This window comes from Variovorax atrisoli 110B (genome assembly GCF_000382045.1).
Lineage (GTDB): Bacteria > Pseudomonadota > Gammaproteobacteria > Burkholderiales > Burkholderiaceae_C > Variovorax > Variovorax atrisoli.
The window spans coordinates 14,756-28,121 of the sequence record NZ_KB907460.1 but is presented as its reverse complement, the minus strand read 5'-3'; the positions used below and the strand labels follow the sequence as shown (position 1 = coordinate 28,121).

General features: G+C 69.0%; 14 protein-coding genes. 9 read left to right on the top strand and 5 right to left on the bottom strand.

Features of this window, described 5'->3' with window-relative positions; translation table 11 throughout:
• The first annotated feature begins 1 nt into the window (after position 1).
• The 8 genes from G369_RS0125825 to G369_RS0125790 all read left to right on the top strand — a co-directional run bounded on the left by G369_RS0125825 (position 2) and on the right by G369_RS0125790 (position 9,147).
• Positions 2-535 carry a GspH/FimT family pseudopilin gene (locus G369_RS0125825; protein ID WP_244164380.1) on the top strand — a complete coding sequence of 178 codons (534 nt, stop codon included), beginning with the start codon at positions 2-4 and terminating at the stop codon, positions 533-535.
• Between the two features lie 156 nt (positions 536-691).
• Complete coding sequence (locus G369_RS0125820; RefSeq protein WP_019656947.1) at positions 692-1,516, top strand: DUF6502 family protein; 825 nt, start codon at positions 692-694, stop codon at positions 1,514-1,516.
• Positions 1,513-2,931, top strand: coding sequence for a DUF5666 domain-containing protein (locus G369_RS0125815; protein ID WP_019656946.1), 1,419 nt, complete (start codon positions 1,513-1,515; stop codon positions 2,929-2,931). The genes G369_RS0125820 and G369_RS0125815 overlap by 4 nt, the downstream gene beginning before the upstream one ends.
• Before the next feature lie 88 nt (positions 2,932-3,019).
• Complete coding sequence (locus tag G369_RS0125810) at positions 3,020-4,300, top strand: FAD-dependent oxidoreductase (protein WP_080647903.1); 1,281 nt, start codon at positions 3,020-3,022, stop codon at positions 4,298-4,300.
• Between the two features lie 147 nt (positions 4,301-4,447).
• The gene (locus tag G369_RS0125805; RefSeq protein ID WP_019656944.1) at positions 4,448-5,164 is read left to right on the top strand and encodes a DUF3348 domain-containing protein; all 717 of its coding nucleotides are present in this window, start codon (positions 4,448-4,450) and stop codon (positions 5,162-5,164) included.
• Positions 5,161-7,791 (top strand): DUF802 domain-containing protein, encoded by a 2,631-nt coding sequence (locus G369_RS0125800; RefSeq protein WP_019656943.1) that lies wholly within the window; start codon positions 5,161-5,163, stop codon positions 7,789-7,791. Before G369_RS0125805 ends, G369_RS0125800 begins: the two co-directional genes overlap by 4 nt.
• Positions 7,791-8,462 carry an OmpA family protein gene (locus G369_RS0125795; protein ID WP_026346628.1) on the top strand — a complete coding sequence of 224 codons (672 nt, stop codon included), beginning with the start codon at positions 7,791-7,793 and terminating at the stop codon, positions 8,460-8,462. Before G369_RS0125800 ends, G369_RS0125795 begins: the two co-directional genes overlap by 1 nt.
• Positions 8,455-9,147, top strand: a complete 693-nt coding sequence (locus G369_RS0125790) for a DUF2894 domain-containing protein (RefSeq protein WP_019656941.1) — start codon at positions 8,455-8,457, stop codon at positions 9,145-9,147. Before G369_RS0125795 ends, G369_RS0125790 begins: the two co-directional genes overlap by 8 nt.
• Positions 9,148-9,163: 16 nt before the next feature.
• Here the strand turns inward: G369_RS0125790 and G369_RS0125785 are convergent, their stop codons facing one another.
• The 4 genes from G369_RS0125785 to G369_RS0125770 form a co-directional block, all read right to left on the bottom strand.
• A complete protein-coding gene (locus G369_RS0125785) occupies positions 9,164-9,706 on the bottom strand; it encodes a C40 family peptidase (RefSeq protein WP_019656940.1) in 543 nt (180 codons plus the stop codon).
• Positions 9,707-9,879: 173 nt separating this feature from the next.
• Positions 9,880-10,167 (bottom strand): HU family DNA-binding protein, encoded by a 288-nt coding sequence (locus tag G369_RS0125780; RefSeq protein ID WP_019656939.1) that lies wholly within the window; start codon positions 10,165-10,167, stop codon positions 9,880-9,882.
• 217 nt (positions 10,168-10,384) lie between these two features.
• Complete coding sequence (locus G369_RS0125775; protein ID WP_019656938.1) at positions 10,385-10,642, bottom strand: hypothetical protein; 258 nt, start codon at positions 10,640-10,642, stop codon at positions 10,385-10,387.
• A gap of 108 nt (positions 10,643-10,750) precedes the next feature.
• Positions 10,751-11,377 carry a DUF938 domain-containing protein gene (locus tag G369_RS0125770; RefSeq protein WP_019656937.1) on the bottom strand — a complete coding sequence of 209 codons (627 nt, stop codon included), beginning with the start codon at positions 11,375-11,377 and terminating at the stop codon, positions 10,751-10,753.
• A gap of 208 nt (positions 11,378-11,585) precedes the next feature.
• Here G369_RS0125770 and map point away from each other — a divergent pair, with 208 nt between their 5' ends.
• Positions 11,586-12,332, top strand: coding sequence for a type I methionyl aminopeptidase (gene map / locus G369_RS0125765; protein ID WP_019656936.1), 747 nt, complete (start codon positions 11,586-11,588; stop codon positions 12,330-12,332).
• A 54-nt stretch (positions 12,333-12,386) separates the two neighbouring features.
• Here map and G369_RS0125760 read toward each other — a convergent pair whose 3' ends face one another.
• Positions 12,387-13,202 (bottom strand): class I SAM-dependent methyltransferase, encoded by an 816-nt coding sequence (locus tag G369_RS0125760; RefSeq protein ID WP_019656935.1) that lies wholly within the window; start codon positions 13,200-13,202, stop codon positions 12,387-12,389.
• Between the last annotated feature and the right edge of the window lie 164 nt (positions 13,203-13,366).

Here is a 13,366-nt window from a genome sequence, read left to right as displayed (position 1 = left end):
CATGCGCAGCACCGGCAACATGCGCCACCCGCCCAGCACTGCCCGCGCCCCAGGCTTCACCCTGGTGGAGCTGATGGTCACGGTGGCCGTGCTCGTGGTGCTCATCGCCATCGCCGTGCCCTCGTTCGACGGCATCCGGCTTTCCATGCGACTGAGCAGCTACGCCACCTCGCTGGTGGCCGGCAGCCAGCTCGCGCGCAGCGAGGCCATCAAGCGCAACGCGCCGGTCACCCTCTGCGCCTCGGCCGACGGCACCAGCTGCAGCACCAACGGCCAGTGGGAAGCCGGCTGGATCGTGCTGAGCGGCACGCAGGTGCTGCGCGTGGAAAGCGCGGCGGCCTCGGGCTACCTGCTGCGCGAGGCGGGCGGCGCGAGCGCCATCGTGTTCCAGGCCACCGGCGTGGGCGCCAGCCAGAGCCGGATCACCATCTGCCGCAGCACCCCGAGCGCCAACCAGTCGCGCGCCGTGAGCATCAGCGCCACCGGGCGCACCAATGTCACGAGGTCGAACGACGGCACCTGCACCGCCACCTAGCCTTCCCCGCGGGCACACGGCCGGGGCGGCCTTCGCGGACGAACGACAATACCCCGCTGCGAAGGGGGCTGGAATCCGCTCCGGCACGGCTGGAAGCCCGGGCCCCTTCTCCCTTCTTGTCTCGGACGCAAAGAACCAGGAGCAACGACCGCACCCATGGAACAACGGCTGGATTGGGCCCTCGCCGCCTGCGCTCGCATCCTCCGTCCGGTGGTCCGGCTGGCGCTCGCCATGGGCGTCAAGCACCCGCACCTGGAAGAACTCCTGCGCGACCTGCTCATCGAGGAGGCCCAGCGCTCCTGGCGCCAGCAGGGCGTGAAGCGGCCCAACCTCAGCCAGATCTCGGTCACCACAGGCCTGAACCGCAAGGCGGTCACCGCCAAGGTCCGCGCCACCGCCGACCCGCTGCCGCACACCGAGCTGTCGGCCGCCGCCAAGACCTTCACGCTCTGGCTGCAGATGACGGTCGAGAACGAGGACCTTCGCCGCATCCCCGTCTCCACCGAGGACGAGGCCCCGTCCTTCGAGCGCGTGGCCCGGCTGGCCAGCCGCGGCAACATCCACCATCGCACCATCCTGGATGAACTGGTGCGCCTGAACATGGTGGCCGAGGACAACGGCACCGCCGAGCTCATGGCCGACGGTTTCGTGCCGGTCGAAGACCTGCAGTCGATGCTCGCATTCCTGGGCGACAACGGCCGCGACCACCTGCTGGCCGCCGTCTCCAACACGCTGGGCGAAACGCCCCGCATGCTGGAGCGCTCGGTGTACGCGCGCGGCCTCACGCTGGAAGACTGCGAAAAAATCCAGCGCCTCGCACGCGAGCGCTGGACCGGCCTGCACCACGAACTGGCCCGCGAGATGACCGAGGCCGTCGAGCGCGCCCCCGCCGACAGCAAGGCCCGCATCCGCGTCGGCATCTATACCTACTACGAAGACGACGAAGCCGCGCCGAAGAAGAGCGGGCCGCCCTCACGATGAACACGATCCTCACCACGGTGCACTCCCTCCGGCCCACGCGCGCACCTCTGCGCGGGCTGCTGCGCAGCCTCCTGCTCGCCGGCGGCATCGCCATGCTTCTTTCCTGCGGTGGCGGTGGCGGTGGCGGCGGCACATCGGGCGCCGGCGTGGCCGGCATCTCCGGCACCTCCACCGACACGGGGGCGAGCGGCGGCGCCGACAACAGCGGCGGCGGCACCGGCGGGGCCGACGGCTCAGGAAGCACCGGAAACGGCACCGGTGCAGGAACCGGCGGCAGCGACGGCACCACCACCGCCGGCAACACGAACGGCGACGGCTCCGGCGTGGGTTCCGGCGGCACCGGCGTGACTGCGGACGCGGCCGGCATCGGCGCGGCGGACGGCCTGGGCAGCATCATCCTCAACGGGCTGCGCTACAACACCGACAGCGCCACCTTCAGCCTCGAAGACACGACCGAGCTGCAGATCGGCATGAGTGCGCGCGTGGCCGGCAAGGTCGATGCCAACTTCACCAGCGGCATTGCCGCGCAGGTGGTCTCGGCCGCCGAGCTGCGCGGCGCCGTCTCCGCCATCGACCTGCCGAGCGGCAGCTTCACCGTGATGGGCAGCCGCGTGACCACCGACACCGCCACCGTCTGGGGCGACGCCAACGGCCCCGCCGACCTGCGCGACGGCGCGGTGATCCAGGTCTGGGGCCTGCCCGCCGCACCGGGCACGCTGCGCGCCACGCGGGTGCAGGTCACGCCTGCCTCCACCGAACCGCTGGTGACCGGCACCGTTCAGAACCTCGACCGCGTCGGCCGGCAATTCACCCTCGGCCTGCTCACGGTCGACTTCGGCGGCGCGACCTTCGGCCCCGGCGTCGACGCCGCCAGCCTGGCCGACGGCGCCATCGTCCGCGTGCGCGGCACCGCGGCGCCGGTGGCTGGCCGCTTCACCGCCACCAGGGTTCAGGGCTGGTACGCCATTCCCACCGCCGACGGCATCGCACTGCAGCTCGCGGGCGTCGTGACCGACTTCGCATCGCTCGGCGACTTCCACGTGCTCGGCAACAGAGTCGACGCGCGCAATGCACAGATACCCGGCGGCCAGGCCGGCTCCATCGGCAACGGCGTCAAGGTCGAGGTCGACGGTTTCCTCTCTGGCCAGGTACTGGTGGCGAAGAAGCTGCGCGTGCGCTACGTGCCGGGCACTGGCGGGCCGGCTTCCTTCACGGTGGTCGGCGCCATAGGCAATTACCAGTCGGCTTCCGACTTCATCGTGCGCGGCCAGCGCGTGAATGCCGGCGGCTCCGCTACCATGTTCGTCAACGGCACCGCCACGGACCTGGGCAACGGCAAGCGCGTGACAGTCGTCGGAGACCGCGTGGTCGACGGCGTGCTCATCGCCCAGAGCGTCACCTTCGCGCAACCCTGAGCCCCGGGGGCCCAGCCCCCGCATCGGGCGGTGCCGTGCAACACAGGCCACGTCGTCCGCGGCGCGACCGGATCGATCGATCGGAGCCATGGAAACGCCAACCGCCCAAGCGAGCGAATCCCCGACGCCGCGCTGCTGCATCGCAGGCGGCGGCCCTGCCGGCATGGTGCTGGGCCTGCTGCTGGCCCGCGCCGGCGTGCCGGTGGTCGTACTGGAGAAGCATCTCGACTTCCTGCGCGACTTCCGCGGTGACACGGTGCACCCGTCCACGCTGGAGGTGCTGCACGAGCTGGGCCTGCTCGACGCCTTCCTGCAGCGCCCCCACGACCGCGTCGACGAGCTGCGCGCCAGCTACGAGGGCCGCACCGTGCCGGTGGCCGACTTCACCCACCTGCCCTCGCACAGCAGGTTCCTGGTGCTGATGCCGCAGTGGGAGTTCCTGGACTTCATGTACGACGAGGCGCGGCGCTATCCGGGCTTCGAGCTCTGGACCGATGCCGAGGCCATCGGCCTGCTGCAGGAAAAGGGCCGCGTCAACGGCGTGAAGGTGCGGCGCGACCGCCGCGCCGGCCAGCCGCGCGAGGTCGAGCTGCACGCCTCGCTGGTGGTGGCCGCCGACGGACGGCACTCGGCCCTGCGCGACGCGGCGGCGCTGCCGCACATCAGCTACGGCGCGCCCATCGACGTGCTCTGGATGGCAATTCCGCGGCGCGAGGAAGACCCGGCGTCCACCGGCGGCCACATCGCGGGGGGCCGCATCCTCGTGACGCTGAACCGCGGAGACTACTGGCAGTGCGCCTTCGTCATACCCAAGGGCGGCCACCATGCGCTCAAGGCACGGGGCATCGGCGCCTTCCACCGGGAGATCGGCCGCATCGCGCCCTTCCTGGTCGACAGGCTGCCCGCGGCGCTGCCCGACTGGGACTCGGTCAAGCTGCTCGAAGTGACGGTCGACCGGCTCGAGAGCTGGTCCTGCCGCGGGCTGCTGTGCATCGGCGATGCCGCGCATGCGATGTCGCCGGTGGGCGGCGTCGGCATCAATCTCGCCGTGCAGGACGCGGTGGCCGCCGCCAACCTGCTGTGGGCCGCGCTGGCCGGCGACGCGAGCGACAAGGAGATCGACGCCCTGCTGCCCCAGCTGCAGCGCCGCAGGGAGTGGCCCGTGCAGGTCACCCAGGCCGTGCAGCGCTTCATCCAGGACAACGTGCTCATGGCCGTGCTCGACCGCGAGCCGCCGGACCGCCAGGCGCCGCTGCCCTTGCCCCTGAGGCTCTTGGCGCGCTGGCCACTGCTGCGCAGGCTGCCGGCCCGGGCCGTGGGGCTGGGGGTGCGGCCGGAGCACGTCCGGTCGCCGGACGCCAGGCGTTGATTCCGGCAGCGGTCTCGGCGATGGAAAACAGGCATTTCGTTACACAGCCGGCGCCCCGCACAGGCGCCCGGAGAGCCTCGGACTGAGGGTGCTGTTGTAGACTGCCGGGTTTTTCGGTCAGGCGCCGTCAGACGCGTCCAGGAGGTTATGGGGCAAGTTTTCAGGCGCACAAGTTTCAACGGCTCGGCGCTCATTCGCTTGCTTTCCCGACTGGCCGAGGCTGATGTCCGCGAACCTGCAAATCCCACCGCCGACCGGCTGAGCCAATGGTTCGGCTGGACCGACGCGATCTCGCTGTCGGCCGCGCTCGACGGCGCGCCCGCGATGGCGCAGGCAGGCATCCGGGCTCCCCGCAACACCGAAGAAAACGAATGCAGCCGCGTGCGTACCGCGCTGGCCAATGCCATCGTCGAAGACAACACCTTCGGCGCCGGCAAGGACGCAGCCTCCGACTTCGCCCCCTACCGCCGCCGCTACCTCGCCCGGCAACAGGCCATGGAAGCCGGCGTGGGCTCGCTGCGCAGCAGGCTGCGCTCCGCCATGGCCGCCAGGTCGCCCGCGATGGCGCGGCTGGCCTCGGTCGACGTGGTGATGGCGCAGGTGCTGGAAGCACGCGAGCACAGCCTGCTGTCGGCCGTTCCGGGGCTGCTGGAGCGGCATTTCGAGCGGCTGCGCAAGGCGGCCGCCGCCGAGGCGGCGAGCGAGGAAGACGAGGCACAGCCTGCCGCCCCGCCCTCCGACGCATGGCTCGACACCTTCCGCAAGGACGCGCAGGACGTGCTGCTCGCCGAACTTGATTTTCGATTTCAACCGGTCGAAGGGCTGCTCGATGCCCTTCGCACCCAGGCCACCAGGACCCCATGACCCGATTCCTTCAATACGCTGTGTTTGCCGCCGGCCTGGCCGTCGTCGGCTGGGTGGGCGCCGGCTACATCGGCACCAACTCGCTGGCGCTGGCCGTCACCCTGATCGTCGGTGCCTTCTACATCCTCGGCGCGCTGGAACTGCACCGCTTCCAGCAGGCCACCGGCACGCTGACGCAGGCCGTGTCCAGCCTCTCCGCGCCGCCCCAGAACCTCGGCGCGTGGCTCGACGGTCTTCACCCTTCGCTGCGCAACCCGGTGCGCCTGCGCATCGAGGGTGAGCGCGTGGGCCTGCCGGGCCCGGCGCTGACGCCCTACCTCGCCGGCTTCCTGGTGCTGCTGGGCATGCTGGGCACCTTCATCGGCATGGTGGTCACGCTACGCGGCACCGGAATCGCGCTCGAAAGCTCGACCGACCTGCAGACCATCCGCGATTCGCTATCGGCCCCCGTCAAGGGCCTGGGCCTGGCTTTCGGCACCTCGGTGGCGGGCGTGGCCGCATCGGCCATGCTGGGCCTAGCCTCGGCGCTGAGCCGCCGCGAGAGGCTGCAGGCGGCGCAACTGCTCGACACCAGGATCGCCACCGTGCTGCGCCCCTTCTCGCAGACCCACCAGCGCGAAGAATCGTTCAGGCTGCTGCAGCAGCAGGCCCATGCCATGCCCGAACTGGTCGGCCAGCTGCAGGCCATGATGCTGGCGATGGAACGCCAGAGTCAGGCGCTGAACGAGCGTCTTGTGGCCGGGCAGGACAGCTTCCACAGCAAGGCCGAGGCCGTCTACGGCAACCTTGCCGCTTCGGTCGACCAGTCGCTCAAGCACAGCCTCACCGAAAGCGCGCGCGTCGCGGGCGCGGCGATCCAGCCCGTGGTCGAAGCCACCATGGCCGGCATCGCGCGCGAGACGGTCGCACTGCACGACACCATCTCGAAGACGGTCCAGCAGCAGCTCGACGGCCTCTCCAGCCGCTTCGAGGCCAGCACCACCCGCGTGGCGGACACCTGGAAGAGCGCGCTCGCGGAACACCAGCGCACCAGCGAAGCCCTGGCCGGCGACATGCGCGGCTCCCACGACAACTTCGCGCAGACCTTCGAGCAGCGCTCCGCCGCGCTGGTGGAGAGCGTCTCCGCCCGCCTCGAAAGCGCCGTGGGCAATGTATCCGACAGCTGGAGCAGCGCCCTCGCGCAGCACCAGCGCGTGAGCGAGAAGCTCTCGGGTGACGCGCACCAGGCCCTGTCGACCGCTGCGGCGGCCTTCGAACAGCACTCCGCATCGCTGCTCCAGTCCATCGACAAGTCGCACGCCTCGCTGCAGACCGAGCTGGCATCGCGCGACGAACAGCGCCTTGCCGCCTGGACGCAGTCGATCACCGCCATGGCCGCCTCGCTGCAGCAGGAATGGCAGCAGGCCGGCGCGCACAACGCGAGCCAGCAGCAACAGCTGCTCGACACCATGGCGCAGACCGCACGCGAGATGCTGGCCCAGACCGAGGCGCACGCGAAGAACACCATCGCCGAGATCGAGAAGCTGCTGCAGGCCGCATCCGAGGCACCGCGCGCCGCGGCAGAGATCGTGTCGCAGATGACCTCGCGGGACGAACAGCGCCTCTCGGCCTGGACGCAGTCGCTCACCGACATGGCCGCCGCGCTGCGCCAGGAATGGCAGCAGGCCGGCGAGCACACCGGCAGCCAGCAGAAGCAGCTTCTCGACGCCATGGCGCAGACCGCGCACGAGATGTCGGCCCAGAACGAAGCGCATGCGAAGAACACCATCGCCGAGATCGAGAAGCTGCTGCAGGCCGCGTCGGAAGCACCGCGCGCCGCGGCCGAGATCGTGTCGCAGATGACCTCGCGCGACGAGCTGCGCCTCTCGGCCTGGACGCAGTCGCTCACCGACATGGCCGCCGCGCTGCGCCAGGAATGGCAGCAGGCCGGCGAGCACAGCGCGAGCCAGCAGAAGCAGCTCATCGACACCATGGCGCAGACCGCGCGCGACATGTCCGCGCAAACGGAAGCGCATGCCAGGAGCACCGTCGCCGAGATCGCCCAGCTGCTGCAGGCGGCGGCCGAAGCGCCGCGCGCCGCGGCCGAGGTGGTGACCGAGCTGCGCCAGAAGCTGGCCGACGGCATGGCGCGCGACAACGCGATGCTGGAGGAGCGCAGCCGCATCCTCGAGACGCTCTCCACCCTGCTCGATGCGGTGAACCACGCCTCCACCGAGCAGCGCACCGCCATCGACACGCTGGTGTCGGCGTCGGCCGAGATGCTGGAGCGCGTGGGCAGCCGCTTCACCGAGCGGGCCGATGCCGAGTCCGAGAAGATGGCCTCGGTCGCCGCTCAGATCACCGGCAGCGCCGTCGAAGTGGCCAGCCTGGGCGAGGCCTTCGGCCTCGCGGTGCAGCTCTTCAGCCAGTCGAACGACAAGCTTGCGGCCCACCTGCAGCGCATCGAAGGCGCGCTGGGCAAGTCCATCGCGCGCAGCGACGAGCAGCTGGCCTACTACGTCGCGCAGGCGCGCGAGGTGATCGACCTGAGCATCATGTCGCAGAAGCAGATCGTCGAAGACATGCAGCAGATCGCCGACCGGCAGCGCCAGCTGCCGCAGCAGGCGCCCGCGGACAGCGAAGCATGATCCGCGACGACATCGAGGCCGGCTTCGACGAACCGGGCGTGCCCGTGTGGGCCGTCTTCGGCGACCTCATGGCCGGCCTGCTCGGTGCCTTCGTGCTCATCCTCGTTTGCGCGATCGGCATGCAGCTCGAACTCGCGTCGAAGCTGGAAACCGAAGTCAAGCAACGGCAGGCCGAGGCCAAGCGATTGCAGACGTTCGAACAGGCATTGGCTGCACCGCTGGCCGCCGGCCGCGTGACGCTGACCAACGGTCGCATCGGCATCAGCGGCAACGTGCTGTTCGCCTTCAACTCCGCAGAGCTGCAGCCCGAAGGCCGCCAGCTGCTCAGGAGCCTCGCGGCGCCGCTGACCGCCTACCTCAAGTCGCGCGACGAGATCCTGATGGTGAGCGGCTTCACCGACGACCGGCAGATGCGCGACAACGCGCGCCAGTTCGCCGACAACTGGGAGCTCTCGGCACAGCGCGCGCTCACCGTGACGCGCGCGCTGATCGAATCGGGGGTTCCGTCGTCGTCGATCTTCGCGGCGGCATTCGGCTCCGAGCAGCCGGTTGCGTCGAACGCCGATGCCGATGGCCGCTCGAAGAACCGCCGCGTGGAGATGGCGCCCACGCCGCGCCCGTCGAACGGCGGCACCAGCAACGCCAACGCCAACGCCAAGCCCCGTGACTGAAACCGAAGGCAGCGAAGCCGCACGCGACATCGGCGCGCTGGTCGCCGCCGCCCTCGCACGCGGCGACCAGCGCTTCGACCCGGTGCGCTTCCGCTTCATCGAGGCGATGGCCAGGCGCGCCGCCGCGCACGGCGGCGAGGCACGGCAGATGCTGGACGACAAGGTGGCGGCGCTTCTTGCGGCGTACGAGGAGGATCGGAAGAAGTCACAATCCGCAAGCCCGGAACCGCAAGAGCAAAAGGCGACCGTGGAACAGAGTGCTCTTGCGGAGCTCGTCGAGCACATCGCGCAACATGCGCCGGTGCCGGGCAATGCCCCGATCGCACCGACTCCCGCAAAGGCCGGCGCCGCGGCTGCAGCCTCACCCGCAGCGCCCCCGCCCGAGCTCAAGTCGATCCGCTACTTCCAGAGCACGTGGTCCAGGCTCAGTGCCGACCGGCGCCTGACGCAGTCGCTGTCGAAGGTGCCCGAGAACGCCGGCCCGCTCAACTCGCACCACCTCGTGCACCGCTCGCTCACGCTGATGCGCGACATCTCGCCGGAGTACCTCAACCGGTTCATGGCGTATGTCGATGCGCTGTCGTGGGTCGAACAGTTGAATGCGGGGGGGAATGCCGGTGCAGCAGCACCTGCAGGTGCCGCAGGCTCACCCGCGAAGAAGAGCGGCAGAAGCAGGCCGGGCTGAGCCCACGCGCTTGCGCCTATGGCCGCCGCGCCTGCACCACCTGGCGCGACCAGTACACGCCGTCGAGCCGGTCGAGCCGCACAACGCCGCCCGTCGAAGGCGCATGCACGAAGCGACCATTGCCCACGTAGATGCCCGCATGCGAAGGCGTGGAGGCGCCGAACAGGACGAGGTCGCCGGTGCGAAGCTCCGACATCGGTACCGGGGCGCCGAAGCCCGCCATGCGCGCCACCGTGCGCGGCGGAGCCTCGCCGACGCTGTTGAGATACACGTAGCCGATGAGCCCGCTGCAGTCGAAGCCGCCGTCGGGCGTGTTGCCGCCGTAGCGGTACGGCGTGCCGACGAGGCCCAGGGCGTGGATCGCGACGCTGTTCGATTGCTCGGGCGTCAGCAGGCTCGTGCCGCCGATCACGGCGCCGGGGCTGCCGCCTTGCCGGGGCCCGGGCGGGCTGCTGGCACAGCCGATGAACAGGAGGCAGGCTCCTATCGAAAGAAGCCGAAGCAGCCACTGCTGCGAGGTGGTGGGGGATGAGGGTGTCGGCACAGGCGCGTCGTACATGTCGGATGGCTGGGCTCGTGAACCTGCACGAACTCTAGCGCGGAATACGACGGTTTCCTGAAGATGGCCGCCCTCCGCGGCCTGCACTGCGGCGCGGACGCCACGGAGGGGGTGCGGGCAAGGGGCCTGTGCATGCCCCTTGCGCGTTCTTTGGGGTCTATTTTCCTGGCTGCTTACTCGGCAGCGGGCGCGTTGACCGCGTCCTTCAGCGCCTTGCCGGCGGTGAACTTCGGCGCCTTGCTGGCCTTGATGGTCATCTTCTCGCCGGTCGAGGGATTGCGCCCTTCACGCTCGGGACGGGCAGCCACGGCGAAGGTGCCGAAGCCGATCAGTTGCACCGTATCGCCCTTTGCCAGGGCGCGCGACAGGTTGTCGATGACGGAATCGAGCGCGCGAGCGGCATCGGCCTTGCTGAGGTTGGTGTCCGTGGCGACGGCGGCGATGAGGTCGGTCTTGTTCAAAACGGATGTTCTTTCTTGCTTGAATCGATGGTGGAAAAAAACGGTGGCGCGAATGCGCACCGGGCTTGAATGTAATCGCGCTCGCGGGAAGCGGTGGAGCGCCGATGCGTTTCAAAAGTGAAACATCGTGATCGATGCACGGGGGTGCGCAGAAATCGAGCATCGGGGCGAGCAACGCGAAGGCATTGCCCGCCGCGTGCAACAGGCCGATTACCCTTCAGCGCTCGACGCCCTTCTTGATGCGCGAGCGCCGATACAGCCAGTTGCCTGTCACTCCACCGGCAACAACACAAAGGGCCTGGACCAGCAAGGCGATCATGAAGGAATCGGAGAGGTCGTACTCGCTGCGCGCCATGTTCATCTCGTACCAATGGCCAATCGCGGTCAAGACGAAATTGGAGACGAGGCCGAACAGCAATGCGCCCGCGGCGATGAAAAGAATTCGAACCCCCGCGTGCGTGGCACGCGCCTGCATGGATGTCGACATTGAGTCCTCCCTTGATTTGTTTGAGCTTCCATTCTTCCGAGGCCCGGCGCGCTGATCGGCAAGCTACCCGACTTCCAAGACCTGTCAGTGGAGCGTTCAAGTCAAGCCAAAGACCAACAACAGATTGTTCGCCGGCATCCCATGCCTCTCCCGCAACACAAGCCCCGCCCGCTGCGCCTCCGCCGCCACATCCTCCAGCCGCCGTATCCCCCACGCAGGATTGCGCCCGCGCAGGTCTTCGTCGAAGGCCAGATTGCTCGGCGCCGTCGGCAAGTCGTCCTCGAAATAGGGGCCGTAGGTGACGAGCACACCGCCTGAACGCAGATGCCGCGCCGCGCCCTTCATCAGCCCAACGCACGCGGCCCAGGGTGCGATGTGGATCATGTTGGCGCAGTAGATCGCGTCGAACTTGTCCTGCCCTTGCGGGAAAGATGAGCCTTGCGAAGGCCATTGAGGCGCCGTGACATCGAGCAGGATCGGCGGCCGAAGGTTGGGCAGTGCAGCCCGGGCGACACGCGTGGCAATGCCGGGCAAGGCGCGCTCATCCCCGTCGGTGGGCTGCAAGGTCCATCTGCCCTGCGCGGTGGCGAACCAGACGGCATGCTGGCCGGTGCCGGAGGCGATCTCCAGCATCGCGCCTTCTTCGCCGAGGATGCCGGTCAATGCGTCGAGGATGGGCTGCTTGTTGCGTTCGGCGGCGGGGCTGTGGGGAAGGTCGGGCATGGGTGCGGCACCTGAATGAGGGGTGACGAGGGATGAGTGGGAGCGGCTGCGGCCCAGCAAGAATATTCGAATGGCCGGTAAAGATGCCCGGAAATTCGATGTGCATATGACAATGCACTCCATCCGCGCCGTTCCATTGCATTGAAGGGCGCCTTCCCGGCGGGCCATCCGTCGCCCCGCGCCCTCTCTTTCTCAAGGACCGACAGACATGACCATCGAAACCCAGGACGACGTGGTAGCCCTCCAGCGCATCGGCCGCATCGTCTCGCTGACGCTGCAGCGCATGCTCGATGCAGCGGAGCCCGGCATGACCACACGCGAGCTCGACCTGATCGGCCAGCGGCTGCTGGAGGAGCACGGTGCGCGGTCTGCGCCGAAGCTCACCTACAACTTTCCGGGCGCGACCTGCATCAGCATCAACGAAGAGGCCGCGCACGGCATTCCCGGTGACCGCGTCATCCGCGCCGGAGACGTGCTGAACGTCGACGTGTCGGCCGAACTCGGCGGCTACTTCGCCGACACCGGCGGAACCACGGTGGTGCCGCCCACCAACCCGCAGAAGACCCGCCTGTGCCACGCCACCCGCACCGCGCTGGCCGAAGCGATGAAGACCGCCAGGGCCGGGCAGCCGATCAACCGCATCGGCGCCGCCATCGAGCGCACGGCCAAGGCCTACGGCTTCAAGGTCATCGAGAACCTCGCGAGCCACGGCGTCGGCCGCGCGCTGCACGAGGAGCCCGAGCACATTCCGGGCTACTTCGATCCCTCGGACACGCGCACGCTGCACGAGGGCATGGTCATCACCATCGAGCCCTTCCTGTCGACCAAGAGCCGCATCGTCACCGAGGCTTCCGACGGCTGGACGCTTGCGGGCGTGAAAGGCAACCTGTCTGCGCAGTACGAGCACACGATGATCATCACCAAGGGCGCGCCCATCGTCGTCACGACACTTTGATCGAAGGGCCGATCGGGCGCCGAAGACAGCGCCCTCGCCTCCTGCCCTGCCCGGCTACCTCGCCGCCACGATCACATGCGCCTGGATCTTGCCGGCCACCGGGCCTTCGCCGTGGCGGCTGGCGATGACCTGCGCCGCCCGGTCCGTCGCCGCCTGCAGCGCCCCGGCATCGCGCGCCTCGATCTCGTTGCGCAGCGGCGTTCCCTGGCAATAGGCTGTAGCAACGTCGCGCGCCGAGGGTGAGCGGCTCGTCTTCTCGCGCGTCTCGATCTCGATGCTCGTGAAGCCCGCGCGGCTCACATCGCTGCGGATCAGCGCCACGTCGTGGTAGCCGTGCGGCGTGCGCGCCAGAAAGCGCGGAGGGTCTTGCGGAAAGATCTCCGCGACGGCGCCGGTGACCTCGTCCGCAAAGGCGTTGTCCTCGATGCGGTCCCACACGGTGAACACGAAACGCCCGCCCGGCCTGAGCACGCGGCGCGCCTCGGCATAGCCGGCGGTGCGGTCGGGGAAAAACATCGCGCCGAACTGGCAGAAGACGACGTCGAACGAGGCGTCTTCGAACGGCAGCCTGAGCGCGTCGGCCTGCCGCCATTCGATGTCGATCTTGCTGCTGCCCTGACGGGTGGCGGCGTAGTCGAGCATGGGCTGGTTGAGATCGGTCACCACGTAGCGCGTACCCATGCCCAGCCTTGGCGCCAGGGCCCGCGTGACAACACCGCTGCCTGCGGCCGTCTCGAGCACCGCGCTGGGGGAAAAGGCTGCGACCAGCTCGGCCGTGTCGGCAGCGTAGGCCTCGAAGATCAAGGGAACCATGAGCGTGTCGTAGAGCCGTGGGATCGAGCCTGCGAAGAGCTTGTCGCTTTCGGTCATGGGATGGCTCCTTGAAATCTGGACCTGCCTGGTACCCAGGATGCCCTGGAGCGCCCTTGGGTGCCCTGTTCGAGTTACCCAGCTCGTGTACGAGCCAAGCGGCCTCGACAGGCGCGCCGCCGTATCGGGCATTGGCGACGCTGTGCGATGGTGGCCCTGTTCGC